The following is a 17,784-nucleotide window of genomic DNA, read 5'->3' as shown; positions in this document are numbered from 1 at the left end:
GACCTGCGGGGTCGCCTGGATAATCGGCACAGGGACTGGCCGTGTGTCGCATCATTGCTACGCTTGTGGCTTTATAGAGCGGCCGCTCCAGATATTCGGCGAGTGTTCTCAGTAATTCGGGTGCGTGCTCCGGGGCAAGTGACCACGCGTTTGCATTGTCACACTTGCCATCATGACACAGCGGGCGGGTCAGAGTCCGAGAACTCCCGCCCTGACTACACGGTGTGTCTCTCAGGCTGATTGCGTTTATCACCATTGCTCGGCGGTGTGACAATACTAGGATTGACACAGTCCACTACTAATCCGAGGACACGTGCAGACAGATTCCCCCCGGCGTGCCAGTACGCTCATCCAGATCCCCCGCGGCATCTGGATGCTGGGCTTCGTGAGCATGTTCATGGACATCTCGTCCGAAATCATCCATAGCCTTCTGCCGATGTTCCTCGTGACAAGTCTCGGTGCGAGCGCCACGATGGTCGGCCTGATTGAAGGCGCGGCAGAGGCGGCTTCGCCCATTGTCAAGGTGTTTTCAGGGGTGTTGAGCGACTACCTTGGTAACCGGAAGTGGCTCGCGGTCATCGGATACGGCATGGGAGCGTTAAGCAAGCCACTGTTTGCGCTGGCGCCCACCGCGGGCATCGTATTGACGGCACGTGTGGTCGACAGAGTAGGCAAAGGCATTCGGGGTGCACCGCGCGACGCGCTCGTGGCTGACATCACTCCCGCCCATCTGCGTGGCGCGGCCTATGGCCTGCGGCAATCGCTCGACACAATCGGCGCCTTTCTTGGACCGTTGCTCGCGGTCGCCCTGATGCTGCTGTGGGCGGACAACTTCCGTCGGGTATTCTGGGTCGCGGTGGCGCCGGGACTTGTTGCCGTTGCGTTACTCGTTTTCGGTATCAGGGAACCTGCACGGCAGCCGGGAGCAAAGCGCGTCAACCCGATTAAGCTCGACAGCCTGAAGAAACTCAGCGGGCCTTATTGGTGGGTCGTCGGTGTCGGTGCAGTCTTCACGCTCGCACGCTTCAGCGAAGCCTTCCTGGTGTTGCGCGCGATGCAGGGTGGCATCCCGATAGCCCTCGTGCCTCTCGTCATGGTGGCGATGAATGTCGTGTATTCGCTGTCGGCGTACCCATTCGGAAAACTGGCTGACTCGATGAGTCACACCAGGCTGTTGGCCGCCGGCATTCTGGTGCTCGTCGCATCTGACATCGTGCTGGCTCATGGCAACTCATGGCCAGTTGTGATAGTCGGGGTAGCCCTCTGGGGGCTGCATATGGGGTTGACTCAAGGTCTGCTGGCGACCATGGTCGCGCAATCGGCACCGCCCGAGCTGAAGGGCACTGCATTCGGCTTCTTCAACCTGATGAGCGGACTAGCGATGCTTGTCGCCAGTGTCGTTGCCGGTCAACTCTGGGACCGCTTCGGAGCGAGTACGACGTTCTATGCCGGGGCGGGATTCTGTATCGCAACGCTGTTCGCGCTGGCGACCCGGCCATTGACGCGCGACAGCACGCCATGACCTGGCGGCTACTTGACGAGCCGCGAGTGCAAATCAGTCGTCGTCTTCGTGACGATGGTGTTCCCATCCGCGGTGCCGTCCGTGGTCATGCCATCGGCGCTCGTCGCCGTAGTCGCCTTCATAGCGATATCCGTAGCCATAGACCGGGGCCGGCGCGTAGACCACTGGCGGCGGCGCCTCGTACACGACCGGGGGTGGCGCGACATACATGGGACCAGGAACGCCCAGATAAACGCCGATGTCCGCGTGAGCGAAAGCCGCGCTGGACGCACAGGCAGCGGGAATTCCCACCGCGAGAAAAAGGGTAGCGCGCTTCATGAAGTTCTCCAGTCCTGCCCGGTTCTGGCGGATGCCAGACAACGACGAACGAGGCGGATTGTAGGGGGGCCAAGCCGTAGCAGGTGCAGCCGGATTGTCAATTCTGTAACAGGCGGTAATCGGAAAATCTCGCCGGTTTTAGAGGCTGATTACGACACGCTCAGGGAGTCGCGCGAGACATGAACACGCTCACCGATCTGGACCGGCGGCTGCGTTGTGTAGTTGAATTTCACCAGCGCCCACTGGAAGGGATGTGTGGTAGAGAACTGGAAGAGATCCCGGAAGCAAACTTTGTTGTGCGCTCATACGCACAAAAAAAAAGGCGTCACGTTGCCGTGACGCCTTAAAAAGTTCTAGCCATTCCGAGGGCCGTGCTAGAACCTGAGAGACGGTATTCGAAAGTTGGGCCCGCGATGCGGCGCCTGTACAGAGCGCGCAGACCGTTACGGTGGACTATGACAAGACACTCGGCACAGACATTGTGCGGGCCACGGCAGGTTCGGAACTTCAAAATGCGGAACCTGAAACCGTCTTTCGAAATGAGATTCCATTTTTTATGGTTATGCTGACTAAGTCAAGCAAAATCTAAAGAGGCTTCGTTCGTGGCGGAAAAATATTCCGATACAATGAATCTTCCGATGAAAAATCACTTCGATGCCCCACGTTGGGGCCGCCGCCGGCGCTTTGAGAGAGGGCTCCAGCTTGGCCTGCGAAGAAAGAAATTGAAATAAAGTTCCAAAAAAACATATGAACCGACCCACGCGCTCCCAAGCTGCCGCGGACCCGACCAGAGACAAAGACGGCTCCGGCGACGAAGTCACCGCCCTCGCGCGCGGCCTGACCGTGCTGCGCTCGGTCGCCGCCGCGGACGCGCCGCTCAGCAACCGCGAACTGACCGAGTTGACCGGCATTCCCAAGCCCACCGTCTCGCGCATCACCGCGACGCTGGTCAGCGCGGGCTTTCTGTTCCGGCTGCCCGACAGCGAGCGTTTTGTGCTGACCTCGTCGGTGCTCGAGCTGAGCAACGGCTTCCTGCGCAACTTCGATATCCGCGCTCGCGCGCGGCCGTTCCTGATCGAACTGGCCGAACGCACGGCGTTGTCCGTTCATCTGGCCGTGCGCGACCGCCTCGACATGGTGGTGATCGACGCGATCCGGCCGCGTTCGGCAGTGCTGGTGTCACGCCTTGAGATTGGCTCGCGCATGAATCTGAGCCGCACCGCCGTCGGCCGCGCGTATCTGGCCGCGCTCGAAGCACCGGAGCGGGAAAAATTGCTGATCGGCTTGCAGGCAGCTGAAGGCGACGACTGGGGCCACCTCAGCAGCCGGCTCGACAGCGCATTGCAGGAAACCATCGAGCGCGGCTTCGCGATTGCAACGGGCGAATGGTACGACGGGCTCAACGCGATCGCACTCGGTTTCACAGGACCGTCGGGCGAACGCTATGCGGTCAATTGCGGCGGTTCAGCCGACCAATGCCCGCGCGACTGGTTGATCTCGCGTGCCGCCCCGGCGCTGCTCGAGTGCGTCGCGAGAATCGTGCTGGAGATCGGCGGCACGCCGGGGCGCCGCCTGGATACCTGAAGCGGCCGCGGGGCTCGCCGGCGAGCGGCGGAGGCTTGTGCAAGCAATCCTGTAACCTTCGTAATCAACAGAAAAATACGCGGGTGGACTGTTACAGAGCCCACGACGTAGGATCATGCCTTCCTGTCGCGAGACGCGCGCCCGGCTTGCGGTTTTCTCCTTCGATAACGTTCCGGCCGCCTGTCTCGATGCCGCATTGCGCTAACATCGCTGTCCCGCGCCTCGGGTAGGATCGCGCGGAACGAGCGCGGTGCACCCGTTGTCGAAACCGCCTGTCATGCCATTCGCGTGCCGCTCCGCCGAACTGTCGAAACGGCGCGAACGCGCACGCGGCTCACATCCAAGCCAGTCACCTGACCGAACCGATGGACGAACAACAACAGCATTCGGAAACCACACGCCCTGTTCCTCCGGCTTCCCAACCGTCCTCCCGCAGCGGCCCCACCGGCACACCGAACCCGCCGCCAGGCATGGTGAAGCGGCACCGCGGCCGTAATATCGCGCTGCTCATCGCCGCACTGGTCATCCTCGGGGTCGTGCTGTGGCGCTGGCACCCGTGGGGCAGTCCCGGCGGCGCAGCGAGCGCGGGCGATGCGAGCGGCGCCCGCGCCGGGCGCGCTGGACGCGGTGCAGCGATGGGCAATATGCCGCAGCCCGTTCACGTGGCGGCCGCGACGCAGGGCGAAATGCCGGTGGTGTTGACCGCGCTCGGCACGGTCACGCCGCTGGCCAACGTCACCGTGCTGCCCCAATTGAGCGGCGTGTTGCAGGACGTGTATTTCAAGGAAGGCCAGATGGTCAGGAAGGGCGACGTGCTGGCCCAGATCGACCCCCGCCCCTACCAGATCTCGCTCGACAACGCGCAAGGCACGCTTGCCCGCGACGAGGCCCTGCTGCAAACCGCCCGCCTCGACCTGAAGCGTTATCAGACGCTGCTCTCGCAAGACTCCATCGCGAGTCAGCAGGTGGATACGCAGGCCTCACTGGTGCGTCAATACGAAGGCACGGTGAAGTCCGACAAAGCCAATATCGACACCTACAAGCTCGACCTCGTCTACGCGCGCATCACCGCCCCGGTGTCGGGACGGGTCGGTCTGCGCCAGGTCGATCCGGGCAATTACGTCACGCCGAGCCTGACCAACGGCATCGTCGTGATTACGCAACTGCAGCCGATCAGCGTGATCTTCACGACCTCCGAAGACAACCTCCAGCAGATCATCCAGCAGACCCAGTCGGGCGCGAAGCTCTCGGTCACCGCGTATGACCGCAGCAACACCACCTCGCTCGAAGGCGGCATGCTCGAAACGCTGGACAACCAGATCGACACCACCACCGGCACGGTCAAGCTGCGCGCGATCTTCCAGAACAGCAAGAACCTGCTGTTCCCGAATCAGTTCGTGAATGCGCGCCTGCTGGTCGATACGATCAAGGACGCGGTGATCGTGCCGACGCCGGCCGTGCTCAATGGTTCGATGGGCCCGTTCGTGTACGTCGTGAAGGCCGATAACACCGTGACGGTGCGCCCGGTCAAGCTCGGCCCCGTGGATGGCGAGCGCACCAGCATCAAGTCCGGCCTGGCCGTCGGCGAGCGCGTCGTGATCGACGGTTCGGACCGTCTGAAGGAAGGCGCGAAAATCACGATTCCGGCCGACAAGCCTCGTGGTGCCTCAGGTGCCTCGGGCGCACGTGGCGCGGCCGCTGCGTCGGGCGCATCCGGCGCCCACGCGCATCATGGCAAACACGCGGCGCAAGCCTCGCAATAAAGGCACGGCACTTACCGCATGAATCCATCTCGCGCCTTTATCCTGCGTCCCGTCGGCACCGCGCTGCTGATGGCGGCGATCATGCTGGTCGGTCTCGTCGCGCTGCGCTTCTTGCCGCTCTCGGCGCTGCCCCAGGTCGACTATCCGACCATCCAGGTGCAGACCTTCTATCCGGGCGCGAGCCCGGACGTGATGACATCGTCGGTCACCGCGCCGCTCGAGCGTCAGTTCGGGCAGATGCCGTCGCTCAATCAGATGTCGTCGCAAAGCTCGGCCGGCTCGTCGATCATCACGCTGCAGTTCAGCCTCGACCTGCCGCTCGATATCGCCGAGCAGGAAGTTCAGGCCGCCATTAACGCGGCCGGCAACCTGCTGCCGTCGGACCTGCCCGCGCCGCCGATCTACGCCAAGGTCAATCCGGCCGACGCGCCGATCATCACGCTCGCGATCACCTCGAAGACGCTACCGCTGACTCAGGTGCAGGATCTGGCCGACACACGCCTCGCGCAGAAAATCTCGCAGGTGGCGGGCGTGGGTCTGGTGAGCCTGTCGGGCGGCCAGCGCCCGGCTGTGCGGATTCAGGCGAACCCGCGCGCGCTCGCTGCGTACGGTCTGAACCTGGACGACCTCCGCACCACGATTTCGAATTTGAACGTCAACACGCCGAAGGGTAACTTCGACGGTCCCACGCGCAACTACACGATCAACGCGAACGACCAGTTGACCGACGCCGACGCCTACAAGAGCGCCGTGATCGCGTACAAGAACGGCCGCGCGGTGATGCTGACCGACGTCGCCAACATCGTGCAGGGTGCGGAGAACACCAAGCTCGGCGCGTGGGTCGACGGCACGCCCGCGATCATTCTGAACGTGCAGCGCCAGCCGGGCGCGAACGTGATCCAGGTGGTGGACAGTATCAAGAAGCTGCTGCCGCAGTTGCAACAGGCACTGCCCGCCGCGCTCGACGTGGAAGTCGTCACCGACCGCACCACCACGATCCGCGCGTCCGTGCGCGACGTGCAGTTCGAACTGGCCATGTCGGTCGTGCTGGTCGTGCTGGTCATGTATCTGTTCCTCGCCAACGTCTACGCGACCATCATTCCGAGCCTCTCGGTGCCGCTCTCGCTGATCGGCACGCTCGCCGTGATGTACCTGTGCGGCTTCTCGCTCGACAACTTATCGTTGATGGCGCTGACCATTGCGACCGGCTTCGTGGTGGACGACGCGATCGTGATGATCGAGAACATCGCGCGCTATGTGGAGGAAGGCGAAGCCCCGCTCGAAGCCGCGCTGAAGGGCTCGAAACAGATCGGCTTCACGATCATTTCGCTGACGGTCTCGCTGATCGCCGTGCTGATTCCGCTGCTCTTCATGGGCGACGTGGTCGGCCGCCTGTTCCACGAATTCGCCATTACGCTTGCCGTGACGATCGTGATTTCGGCGGTCGTGTCGCTCACGCTCGTGCCGATGATGTGCGCCAAACTGCTGCGTCACTCGCCGCCGCACGAAAGCCACCGTTTCGAAGCCAAGGCGCACCGCGCGATCGACTGGGTGATCGCGCGTTACGCGGTCGCGCTCACGTGGGTGCTGAACCGGCAACGCTCCACGCTGGTCGTTGCGGTGCTCACGCTGGTGCTGACCGGCGTGCTGTACGTGTTCATTCCAAAGGGCTTCTTTCCGGTGCAGGACACCGGCGTGATCCAGGCGATCACGCAGGCGCCGCAGTCGGTGTCGTATGCGTCGATGGCCGAGCGTCAGCAGGAACTTGCCGCGCAGATCCTGAAGAATCCGGACGTGGAGAGCCTGACCTCGTTCATCGGCGTGGATGGCAGCAATATCACGCTGAACAGCGGCCGCATGCTGATCAACCTGAAGCCGCGCGACGACCGCAGCAACACCGCAAGCGAAGTGATCCGCCAGTTGCAACGCGACGTCGCGCACATTCCCGGCGCGTCGCTCTACATGCAGCCGGTGCAGGATCTGACGATCGACTCGACCGTCAGCCCGACGCAGTACCAGTTCATGTTGACCGATGCGAACATCGGCGAATTCACTACGTGGGTTCCCAAGCTGGTCGAGCGGCTGAAGCAATCGCCCGAACTCGCCGACGTCGCCACCGACTTGCAGGACAACGGCCAGTCGGTCTACATCGAAATCGACCGAGCCACCGCATCGCGTTACGGCATTACGCCGGCCACTGTGGATAGTGCGCTGTACGACGCGTTCGGCCAACGCATCATCTCCACCATCTTCACGCAGTCGAATCAGTACCGCGTGATTCTGGAAGCGCAACCGGCGATGCAGCATTACACCGAATCGCTGAAGTCGATCTATCTGCCCTCTTCCACCTCCACGGGCGGCCAGGTGCCGCTGTCGTCGATCGCGCGCTTCATCGAAAAGCCCGCGCCGCTGCTGGTCACGCATCTGAGCCAGTTCCCGGCCACCACGGTGTCGTTCAACCTCGCGCCGGGTTCGTCGCTCGGCGCGGCGGTCAAGGCGATCGATCAGGCGGAGAAGGACATCGGCTTGCCCGCGTCGTTCCAGACGCGCTACCAGGGCGCGGCGCTGGCGTTCCAGGCGTCGTTGTCGAACGAGCTGTTCCTGATTTTCGCGGCGATCGTCACGATGTATATCGTGCTGGGCGTGCTGTATGAGAGCTTCATCCATCCGATCACGATTCTCTCGACGCTGCCTTCGGCCGGTGTCGGCGCACTGCTGGCGCTGCTGATCACGGGGCATGATCTCGACATCATCGGCATCATCGGGATCGTGCTGCTGATCGGTATCGTGAAGAAGAACGCGATCATGATGATCGACTTCGCGCTCTACGCCGAGCGCGAGGAAGGCAAACCGCCGCGCGAAGCGATCTACCAGGCGTGCCTGCTGCGCTTCCGGCCAATTCTGATGACCACGCTCGCCGCCCTGCTCGGCGCGCTGCCGCTGATGCTCGGCACCGGCGCAGGCTCGGAACTGCGCCGTCCGCTCGGTATCGCGATTGCCGGCGGCCTGATCGTCAGCCAGTTGCTGACGCTGTTCACCACGCCGGTGATCTACCTCGCATTCGACTCGCTCGGCCGCCGCACGCGTGAGCGCTTCAATCGCGGCGGGCCGTCCAAAGGCGCCACGCCGCCCGTCAGCGATGCAGGGAACTGAGCGATGAATCTGTCGGGTCCGTTTATCTCCCGCCCGGTCGCCACCACGCTGCTGGCGATCGGCATCGCGCTGGCCGGCATTTTCGCGTTCACCAAGCTGCCGGTCGCGCCGCTGCCGCAGGTCGATTTCCCGACCATTTCGGTGCAGGCCTCACTGCCTGGCGCGAGTCCGGATACCGTGGCGACCAGTGTCGCCAGTCCGCTCGAACGGCATCTCGGTTCGATCGCCGACGTCACCGAAATGACCTCGTCGAGTTCGGTCGGCTCGACGCGCATCACCATGCAGTTCGGCCTGAATCGCGATATCGACGGCGCCGCGCGCGACGTGCAGGCCGCCATCAACGCAGCGCGCGCCGATCTGCCGGCGAGCTTGCGCAGCAACCCGACTTACCACAAGGTCAATCCGGCCGACGCGCCGATCCTGATTCTCGCGCTCACTTCGAAAACGCTCACGGCGGGCCAGTTGTACGACTCCGCGGCCACGGTGCTGCAACAGTCGCTGTCGCAGGTGGACGGCGTCGGCGAAGTGGATGTGAGCGGCTCGGCCAACCCGGCCGTGCGTGTCGAACTGGAGCCGAATGCGCTCTCGCACTACGGCATCGGTCTCGAAGACGTGCGGGCGGCGCTCGCCGCGGCCAACGCGAACAGCCCGAAAGGCTCGATCGAATTCGGCCCGAGCCGCGTGCAGATCTATACCAACGACCAGGCCAGCAAGGCGTCGCAATACAGGGATCTGGTCATCGCCTATCGCAACGGCGCGGCGGTGAAGCTCTCCGACGTGGCCGAGGTGGTCGATTCGGTCGAAGACCTGCGCAACCTTGGCCTCTTCAACGGCAAGCGTTCGGTGCTGGTGATCCTGTACCGCCAGCCGGGCGCGAACATCATCGACACCATCGACCGTGTCACGGCAATGCTGCCGCAACTGCACGCGTCGCTGCCTGCGGACGTGGACATCGCGCCGGCCGCCGACCGCTCCACCACGATCCGCGCCTCGCTGAAAGACACCGAGTTCACGCTAGTGGTCGCAGTCGCGCTGGTGGTGATGGTGGTGTTCCTGTTCCTGCGCAACTGGCGCGCCACGCTGATCCCCAGCGTGGCCGTGCCGATCTCCATCATCGGCACGTTCGGCGCGATGTACATGCTCGGTTTCTCGATCGACAACCTGTCGCTGATGGCGCTGACCATCGCGACCGGCTTCGTGGTCGACGACGCGATCGTGGTGCTGGAGAACATCTCGCGGCATATCGAGAATGGCGTGCCGCGCATAAAAGCGGCTTTCCTCGGCGCACGTGAAGTCGGCTTCACCGTGCTGTCGATCAGCATTTCGCTGGTCGCCGTGTTCCTGCCGATTCTGCTGATGGGCGGCATTGTCGGCCGCCTGTTCCGCGAATTCGCACTGACGCTCTCGCTCGCAATCGGCGTATCGCTGATCGTCTCCCTCACGCTCACGCCGATGATGTGCTCGCGCCTCCTGCGCGAGCCGCACGAGCAGAAGGAAGAAGGACGTTTCGGCCGCTGGCTGGAACGCGGCTTCGCGTCCATGCAGCGCGGCTATGAGCGCACGCTCGGCTGGGCGCTGCTGCATCCGCGCCTGATCGTGACGATCCTGCTGCTGACCATCGGCCTGAACGTGTGGCTGTACATCATCGTGCCGAAGGGTTTCTTTCCGCAGCAGGACACGGGCCGGCTGATCGGCGGCATTCAGGCCGATCAGTCCACCTCGTTCCAGTCCATGAAAGGCAAGTTCGCGCAGATGATGGAGATCGTCGGCAAGAATCCGGCGGTGGAAAGCGTGGCCGGCTTTACCGGCGGACGGCAGACCAATTCCGGCTTCATGTTCGTGACGCTGAAATCGAAATCCGAGCGCAAGGCCTCCGCCGATCAGGTGATCCAGCAACTGCGCGCGCCGCTCGGCGACGTGGCCGGCGCGCGGACTTTCCTGCAGGCGGTACAGGACATTCGCGTCGGCGGACGGCAATCGAACGCGCAGTACCAGTTCACGCTGCTGGCCGATTCGACGCCCGACCTGTACCTGTGGGGCCCGAAGCTCACCGAGGCGCTGCAGGCGCGCCCCGAACTCGCGGACGTGAATTCCGACCAGCAGCAAGGCGGCCTCGAAGCGATGGTGACGATCGACCGCGCCACCGCGGCGCGCCTTGGCATCAAGCCGGCGCAGATCGACAACACCTTGTACGACGCGTTCGGCCAGCGCCAGGTGTCGACGATCTATAACCCGTTGAATCAGTATCACGTTGTGATGGAAGTCGCGCCGAAGTACTGGCAGAGTCCGGACATGCTGAAGCAGATTTACATCAGCACGTCGGGCGGCAGCGCGAGCGGCGCGCAGACCACCAACGCTCCGGCAGGCACGGTGACGAAGGAGACCGCCGCCGCGACAACCACGTCCACGAGCGCGACGACGGGCGGCACGGCGGGCACGACCGCTTCAAGCGCGGCGAGCATTGCCGCCGACTCCGCGCGCAATCAGGCGATCAATTCGATTGCGGCGAGCGGCAAGTCGAGCGCGTCGTCGGGCGCGGCGGTGTCGACGGCGAAGGAAACGATGGTGCCGCTGTCGGCGATCGCGAGCTTCGGGCCGGGCAGCACGCCGCTTTCCGTGAACCACCAGAGCCAGTTCGTGGCTTCGACGATTTCGTTCAATTTGCCGCCGGGCGTTTCGCTGTCGACGGCGACTCAGGCGATTTACGACACGATGGCGCAGATCGGCATGCCGGGGACTATCCACGGCAGTTTCCAGGGGACCGCGCAGGCGTTCCAGCAGTCGATGTCCGATCAGCCGATTCTGATTCTGGCTGCGCTGGCCGCCGTGTATATCGTGCTGGGGATGCTGTATGAGAGCTATATCCATCCGTTGACGATTTTGTCGACGCTGCCTTCGGCGGGCGTGGGCGCGTTGTTGGCATTGCTGCTGTTCAAGACGGAGTTCAGCATCATCGCGTTGATCGGGGTGATTCTGCTGATCGGGATCGTGAAGAAGAACGCGATCATGATGGTGGACTTTGCTATTGAAGCTTCGCGGCATGGACTGTCCTCGCGGGATGCGATTCATCAGGCTTGTTTGCTGCGGTTTCGGCCGATCATGATGACGACGTTTGCTGCGTTGCTGGGGGCTTTGCCGCTGGCGTTTGGGCGCGGGGAAGGGGCTGAGCTTCGGGCGCCGCTTGGGATTGCTATTGTGGGTGGGTTGATTGTTAGTCAGATGCTCACGCTTTATACGACGCCGGTTGTGTATCTTTATATGGATCGGGTTCGGGTCAGGTGGGAGGGCCGGAAGGGTCGGCGGGCTGGGGCGGCTGCTAGTTGATGTTTGTTGTGGTGCGTGGGTTTTTTGTTGTTGGCCTTTTCTTGATTTGTTTGTGGTCTATTAGTGTTGCCCCTGTGCGGGGCGGCACTTACTTCTCTTTGCCGCGGCAAAGAGAAGTAAGCAAGAGAAAGCGGCTCACACCGCTAATTCTTAAGCGGGTCCCCCGCACAGCCACGGTAGTGGTGCATCTGGAATCAGTGTTTTCGCGCACTCCGCGCGAACCTGTCCGCATTTTTGTGTGCGAGGCGGTTAGCGGAGTTACCCGCGTGCGTTGGTAAAACGCTCTCCAAACAGAATAGCGAACTGGTTCATGGCGGAGGACCAGTCGAATGCCGCCCGTACAGACTTCGCCAGCACGTTGCGCAATGCCAGCCACAGTAGCTTGATGGCGGCCTCGTCGTTGGGGAAGTGGCCGCGGGTCTTGATGATCTTGCGTAGTTGCATGTTCAGACTCTCAATGGCATTCGTGGTGTAGACGACACGGCGTATGTCGGGCGGAAACACGAAGAAGGGTGTGACGTTCTCCCACGCCCGTCGCCACGACTGCACGATGGTCGGATACTTCGCGCCCCATGGCCCTTCGGCAAAGGCCTCCAGGGCCTGCTGCGCGGCCTGTTCGTTCGCGGCGGCATAGACCGGACGCAGCGCTGCGGCGACGCTTTTGCGATCCTTGTAGCTGGCGTATTCCAGGCTGTTGCGGATCAGGTGCACGATGCAGGTCTGCACGGCCGTGCGCGGGTACGCCGTGCCGATCGGACCTATCCGTAATTTCGTGGGCGGGGCATATCATGAGGGATCAAGATCATGGATATGCCGATGAAAAAGAAACGCACCGTCGCGTCTCAGGCAGCGGCCCGCGGGCCGCTGCCTGAACTGCCTGAAGCGCTGCTGGATGAACTGGTGAAGGGTCCGATGACGCCCGCCGAGGTTCAGGACCTGATGCTGGCGTTCAACAAGGCGCTCATCGAACGCGCGATGGGCGCCGAAATGAACATGCATCTGGGCTACCGGCCCGGCCAGCCCAAGCCTGCGGAGCAGACCAATGAACGCAACGGCGCCAGCGGCAAGACAGTCATCACCGAGCGTGGCCCGGTGCGGGTCGATCTGCCGCGCGACCGTGAAGGCAGCTTCGAGCCGATCCTGATTCCCAAGCACGAGCGCCGTTTCACGGGCTTCGACGAACGCATCATTGCCATGTACGCACGCGGCATGAGCGTGCGCGAGATCCAGTCGTTTCTGGCCGAAAGCTATGGCACCGAGGTCTCGCCCGACTTCATCAGCTCGGTCACCGATGAGGTGATGGCCGAAACGCTTGCCTGGCAAAGCCGTCCACTTGAGCCGATGTACCCGGTGGTGTTCTTCGACGCGCTGCGCGTGAAGATCCGTGGCGACGGTGTGGTGAGCAATAAGGCGGTGTATCTGGCGCTGGGCATTCAGGCCGACGGCCAGCGCGACGTGCTCGGCCTGTGGATCGAGCAGACCGAAGGTGCGAAGTTCTGGCTGAAGGTGTTCAATGAACTGAAGACCCGGGGCTGCCAGGACATCCTGATCGCGGTGGTCGACGGCCTGAAGGGGCTGGCCGAGGCGATCGGCACGGCGTACCCGCGCACGGCCGTGCAGACCTGCATCGTGCACCTGATCCGCAACAGCCTGGAATACGCCAGCTACAAGGATCGCAAAAGCGTCGCCGCAGCGCTGCGTCCGGTCTATGCCGCCGCGAACGAACAGGCCGCGCAGCAGGCCCTGGAGGCCTTTGCCGAAGGGCCATGGGGCGCGAAGTATCCGACCATCGTGCAGTCGTGGCGACGGGCGTGGGAGAACGTCACACCCTTCTTCGTGTTTCCGCCCGACATACGCCGTGTCGTCTACACCACGAATGCCATTGAGAGTCTGAACATGCAACTACGCAAGATCATCAAGACCCGCGGCCACTTCCCCAACGACGAGGCCGCCATCAAGCTACTGTGGCTGGCATTGCGCAACGTGCTGGCGAAGTCTGTACGGGCGGCATTCGACTGGTCCTCCGCCATGAACCAGTTCGCTATTCTGTTTGGAGAGCGTTTTACCAACGCACGCGGGTAACTCCGCTAACCGCCTCGCACACAAAAATGCGGACAGGTTCTGCCGATCGCCTCGGCCAGCCCCTTCAGGCCGTCGACCACCGCGATCAGGATGTCCTGGCAGCCCCGGGTCTTCAGTTCATTGAACACCTTCAGCCAGAACTTCGCACCTTCGGTCTGCTCGATCCACAGGCCGAGCACGTCGCGCTGGCCGTCGGCCTGAATGCCCAGCGCCAGATACACCGCCTTATTGCTCACCACACCGTCGCCACGGATCTTCACGCGCAGCGCGTCGAAGAACACCACCGGGTACATCGGCTCAAGTGGACGGCTTTGCCAGGCAAGCGTTTCGGCCATCACCTCATCGGTGACCGAGCTGATGAAGTCGGGCGAGACCTCGGTGCCATAGCTTTCGGCCAGAAACGACTGGATCTCGCGCACGCTCATGCCGCGTGCGTACATGGCAATGATGCGTTCGTCGAAGCCCGTGAAACGGCGCTCGTGCTTGGGAATCAGGATCGGCTCGAAGCTGCCTTCACGGTCGCGCGGCAGATCGACCCGCACCGGGCCACGCTCGGTGATGACTGTCTTGCCGCTGGCGCCGTTGCGTTCATTGGTCTGCTCCGCAGGCTTGGGCTGGCCGGGCCGGTAGCCCAGATGCATGTTCATTTCGGCGCCCATCGCGCGTTCGATGAGCGCCTTGTTGAACGCCAGCATCAGGTCCTGAACCTCGGCGGGCGTCATCGGACCCTTCACCAGTTCATCCAGCAGCGCTTCAGGCAGTTCAGGCAGCGGCCCGCGGGCCGCTGCCTGAGACGCGACGGTGCGTTTCTTTTTCATCGGCATATCCATGATCTTGATCCCTCATGATATGCCCCGCCCACGAAATTACGGATAGGTCCCTCCGCGCCAGTGACCAAGGGCTCATCAGCTCCCGCTTCGCACTGCGTGCGTCGCGGACGGGTATGCCTGGGAAACCTAAGTTTTGATAAGCGCAGCGCGTCAAACAGCCGCAGCAAAAGCGTCCTGGGCACTGTCGATTTGAATGTGCGGGGGGCGTTATGAACGGCGCTTCGGCGCGCGCAGCGCCGCCGGAAGAATGACTGCTGTGTCATTCACGCCGAGTGTGCGAGAGCACTGATTCCAGATGCACCACTACCGTGGCTGTGCGGGGGACCCGCTTAAGAACTAGCGGTGTGAGCCGCTTTCTCTTGCTTACTTCTCTTTGCGGCCGGCAAAGAGAAGTAAGTGCCGCCCCGCACAGGGGCAACACTAATAGACCACAAACAAATCAAGAAAAGGCCAACTCCAGAGACCAAAAAACCAAAAACCTAAAGCCTCTGCCCCACAGCAAGCTCAAAAACCCTCGCCCATTGCCGAGCCTGCCTCTCATCCCGCATGGGCAAAACCCAAACCTGATGCTTAGGATCCTTGACTTTCAAAACAACCTGCCACTGCGCGCCGGGCCGCTGCACCTCCGCCCCTAGCAGGTCGGCAAAAATATAGGCCCCCTGCTCCTGGCCCAACCGGATCTCACAAAGCCGCTTATCGGCAGCAAGCCGCACCGCCCCCCAGCTCCCCTTGAGTTCATGAGTCCAATCTCCGTCACGGACGTTGGAAGCCACTTCCTTGCGACGCCGCAACCAATAAGCGAAAGCGGCAATCAGCAGTAAACCCACCAGCACAGCAACGCCAACAGCAACCCCCAACCCAAAATCCGCCTGCAAGGCATCAAACGCCCGCACCGCCCCATACCCCAGCGCGATCAGCGCAATCAACGCAACGACAATCGGCATCGCAAGCTCACAAGAAAAAACGCAGCCTAGCACGAGCGATGCTCACCGCTCGCCGCAGAAACACCGCAAAAAACCATTGCGAAAATTGAGCGGACGCACCGCTTGACGTTAAGGCTGCTTATGCGCCGCCGCCCAATCCTTCACGGCCTTCAGCGTATTCTCGACGTGCTTCTCCGGCGAGAGGCTCGTGTACTCGTAAATGATCTTGCCATCCGGCGCGATCACATACGACACGCGATTCGCCATCGAAGCATACATCGGCATGCCAGCGTCGTATTGGCCGATCATCTTCGAATCGGCATCGGCAGCCACCGGGAATTTGCTGCGGCACTCGCTCACCGAAAACTTCGTCAGTGTGTCGATGTTGTCGTGCGACACGCCGATGACCGTCGCGCCATACTTCTTGTATTCGTCGACCGCTTCGGCGAACTCGTGGGCTTCGATCGTGCAGCCCGTGGTGAAGGCCGCCGGATAGAAATACACCACCACCGGCCCCTTCTTCAGCTCGTCGGCAAGCGAATAGGTGTAAGTCTTGCCGCCCAACGAAGCCTGCGTGGTGAACGACGGCGCCACGTCGCCCGGCTTGAGAGTCGCCGAGGCGGTCAGCGAATGCATGGCCAATCCCACCGACACGGCGGCGGCCAGTGCGGCCGATATGAATTTCTTCTTCATCTGCTTTTCTCCAGGCGTGGATGCACGCGGTTCGTCCAAAGAACCCAGGGCCGCCGCGTTCATGGGAACGCCGGCCAACTCCGCTATTGGACCACGTACTCACAAGGTACGTAAGAACCGGCCTGAAGGATGCAGAGTCGCTGACATGAACGCGCCACCGCATGCACACTGCAAGCCCGCGACGCCACCGCCCCGCCCGTCAGGCGACCGCTTCCTCGATATGCGCGCCGAACCAGGCCGCGGCCGACAGGTTCAGCTCGGCCAGCACGTCGGGCGTAAAGGCCACGAAGCCGGCCGGCGCGTCGGGGCCCAGTGCGATCGATGCCGCGTCCACGCCCTCGCCCGCCGCCTCGGCGAGCCGCAGCAAGGTGCCGAGTTCGCCGCGCCTCGACACGATCGCCTCGCGAATCTGCGGCGCGAGGCTGAGTTTCTCCAGCACCGCACCGGGCGTGCTGCCCAGCACCACGTGGATCAGCGAAAAAATTCCCGTCATGAAGGCGGCATCGGCGAATTCGTCGTCGGCGGGACGCAGCCAGGCCGCGGCCAGCTCCATGAAACGCGAGCGCGTGCCCGCCAGTTGCACCAGCGGATCGGCGCGCCACGGCAGCTCGCCGCTGTCGGCGTACAACAGCAGTTGCGCCCAGCGCGCGATCTGCCGTGTGCCGGTGGCAATGATCGCCTCGCGCAACGACGCGATATTGCGTCCCAGCCCGAATGCACCCGAATTGACGAGGCGCAGCAGTTGCACGACCACGCTCGGGTTCAGCTTGAGTTCCGCTTCGAGTTCGACAATGCCGGCGTCGCGCGACAGCAACGCCAGCAGGCGCATCAGGCCCGGCCGCAGCGAACGGTTGCGCGGCGCGGCCAGCACCTGCGGCCGCGCAAAGAAGTAGCCCTGAAACAGATCGAAGCCGAGATCCCGCGCGAGCGCGAAATCCTCGCGCGTCTCGACCTTCTCCGCGATCAGCGTCTTGCCCTGCCCACGCACCAGCGACGCCAGCTTCGGCAGCACGGCGCGGTCGGTCTGCAGAAAGTCGATCTTGACGATGTCGGCATGCGGCAGCGCGCCGCTCAGCTCGTCGGACAGTTCGCTCACGTCGTCGAGCGCCACCTGAAAGCCGGCGCGGCGCAACTCGCCCAGACGGCGGACCAGTTGCGCGTCGAATTTCACGGTCTCGAGGATTTCGAGCACGAAACGCTCGGGCGGCATCAGATGGACGATGTCGTTGAACAGCAGCGCACGGTCGATATTGACGAAACCGCGATGCGGGCCCAACACCGTCGGCACGCCGATCCCGCCGATCGCCCGCGCCACCACCTGCGCGGTCGCCTGAGCGTCGTCGGTGACTTCGGCGTAGTTGTGCGCGCCGGCCCGAAACAACAATTCATAAGCATTGAGCGCGCCGTCGCGATCGAGGATCGGTTGACGGCCCAGATACACGAACTGCGTGGCGGGCCACGGTTCGGCGCCGCCGGCAACTGCGTCGAGCACCTCTTTATGCCGGGCAGTGGCCTTGGCTTGATGGCGTTCAGACATGGGGCATCAGGGGAAGTGTTCGGAAAGCTACGCAGCAGCGACGTCTCAGCCGGTA

The 17,784-nt window shown here is 62.8% G+C and carries 11 protein-coding genes and 2 pseudogenes; 7 read left to right on the top strand and 6 right to left on the bottom strand.

All coding sequences use genetic code 11. From position 1 onward, the window contains the following. The first annotated feature begins 313 nt into the window (after positions 1 to 313). The gene (locus B0G80_RS00855; protein ID WP_408967687.1) at positions 314 to 1,522 is read left to right on the top strand and encodes an MFS transporter; all 1,209 of its coding nucleotides are present in this window, start codon (positions 314 to 316) and stop codon (positions 1,520 to 1,522) included. Between the two features lie 33 nt (positions 1,523 to 1,555). On the opposite strand, the gene B0G80_RS00850 is transcribed toward B0G80_RS00855, so the two are convergent. Further along, entirely contained in the window at positions 1,556 to 1,840 is a 285-nt protein-coding gene (locus B0G80_RS00850; protein WP_106284525.1) for a hypothetical protein, read from the bottom strand. A gap of 179 nt (positions 1,841 to 2,019) precedes the next feature. Between B0G80_RS00850 and B0G80_RS45620 the strand changes: the two genes are divergently transcribed. The 5 genes from B0G80_RS45620 to B0G80_RS00830 all read left to right on the top strand — a co-directional run bounded on the left by B0G80_RS45620 (position 2,020) and on the right by B0G80_RS00830 (position 11,664). Next, positions 2,020 to 2,187 (top strand): hypothetical protein, encoded by a 168-nt coding sequence (locus B0G80_RS45620; protein ID WP_181919884.1) that lies wholly within the window; start codon positions 2,020 to 2,022, stop codon positions 2,185 to 2,187. Between the two features lie 400 nt (positions 2,188 to 2,587). Next, complete coding sequence (locus B0G80_RS00845; protein ID WP_106284524.1) at positions 2,588 to 3,424, top strand: IclR family transcriptional regulator; 837 nt, start codon at positions 2,588 to 2,590, stop codon at positions 3,422 to 3,424. A gap of 365 nt (positions 3,425 to 3,789) precedes the next feature. Further along, a complete protein-coding gene (locus tag B0G80_RS00840; protein ID WP_116116610.1) occupies positions 3,790 to 5,187 on the top strand; it encodes an MdtA/MuxA family multidrug efflux RND transporter periplasmic adaptor subunit in 1,398 nt (465 codons plus the stop codon). Between the two features lie 18 nt (positions 5,188 to 5,205). After that, positions 5,206 to 8,340, top strand: coding sequence for an MdtB/MuxB family multidrug efflux RND transporter permease subunit (locus B0G80_RS00835; protein WP_116116608.1), 3,135 nt, complete (start codon positions 5,206 to 5,208; stop codon positions 8,338 to 8,340). A gap of 3 nt (positions 8,341 to 8,343) precedes the next feature. After that, complete coding sequence (locus B0G80_RS00830) at positions 8,344 to 11,664, top strand: efflux RND transporter permease subunit (RefSeq protein ID WP_116116606.1); 3,321 nt, start codon at positions 8,344 to 8,346, stop codon at positions 11,662 to 11,664. A gap of 258 nt (positions 11,665 to 11,922) precedes the next feature. Here B0G80_RS00830 and B0G80_RS00825 read toward each other — a convergent pair. Continuing rightward, positions 11,923 to 12,417 (bottom strand): annotated as a pseudogene (locus B0G80_RS00825) (transposase); the annotation flags it as partial. Between the two features lie 57 nt (positions 12,418 to 12,474). Here B0G80_RS00825 and B0G80_RS00820 point away from each other — a divergent pair. Beyond that, complete coding sequence (locus B0G80_RS00820; protein ID WP_408967704.1) at positions 12,475 to 13,746, top strand: IS256 family transposase; 1,272 nt, start codon at positions 12,475 to 12,477, stop codon at positions 13,744 to 13,746. Between the two features lie 29 nt (positions 13,747 to 13,775). On the opposite strand, the pseudogene B0G80_RS00815 reads toward B0G80_RS00820, so the two are convergent. From B0G80_RS00815 to B0G80_RS00800, 4 genes and pseudogenes are all read right to left on the bottom strand, one after another. Next, a pseudogene (locus B0G80_RS00815) lies at positions 13,776 to 14,570 on the bottom strand (IS256 family transposase); the annotation flags it as partial. Between the two features lie 485 nt (positions 14,571 to 15,055). Further along, the gene (locus B0G80_RS00810; RefSeq protein WP_116116604.1) at positions 15,056 to 15,520 is read right to left on the bottom strand and encodes a hypothetical protein; all 465 of its coding nucleotides are present in this window, start codon (positions 15,518 to 15,520) and stop codon (positions 15,056 to 15,058) included. Positions 15,521 to 15,628: 108 nt separating this feature from the next. Further along, positions 15,629 to 16,192, bottom strand: a complete 564-nt coding sequence (locus B0G80_RS00805; RefSeq protein ID WP_116116602.1) for a peroxiredoxin — start codon at positions 16,190 to 16,192, stop codon at positions 15,629 to 15,631. Between the two features lie 199 nt (positions 16,193 to 16,391). Continuing rightward, the gene (locus tag B0G80_RS00800) at positions 16,392 to 17,729 is read right to left on the bottom strand and encodes an EAL and HDOD domain-containing protein (protein WP_116116601.1); all 1,338 of its coding nucleotides are present in this window, start codon (positions 17,727 to 17,729) and stop codon (positions 16,392 to 16,394) included. Positions 17,730 to 17,784 lie beyond the last annotated feature (55 nt).

This window comes from Paraburkholderia sp. BL6669N2 (genome assembly GCF_003387275.1).
In the GTDB taxonomy this organism is placed as follows: Bacteria; Pseudomonadota; Gammaproteobacteria; order Burkholderiales; family Burkholderiaceae; genus Paraburkholderia.
The sequence above is the reverse complement of the archived record's forward strand: the minus strand, read 5'-3'. Positions and strand labels throughout refer to the sequence as shown.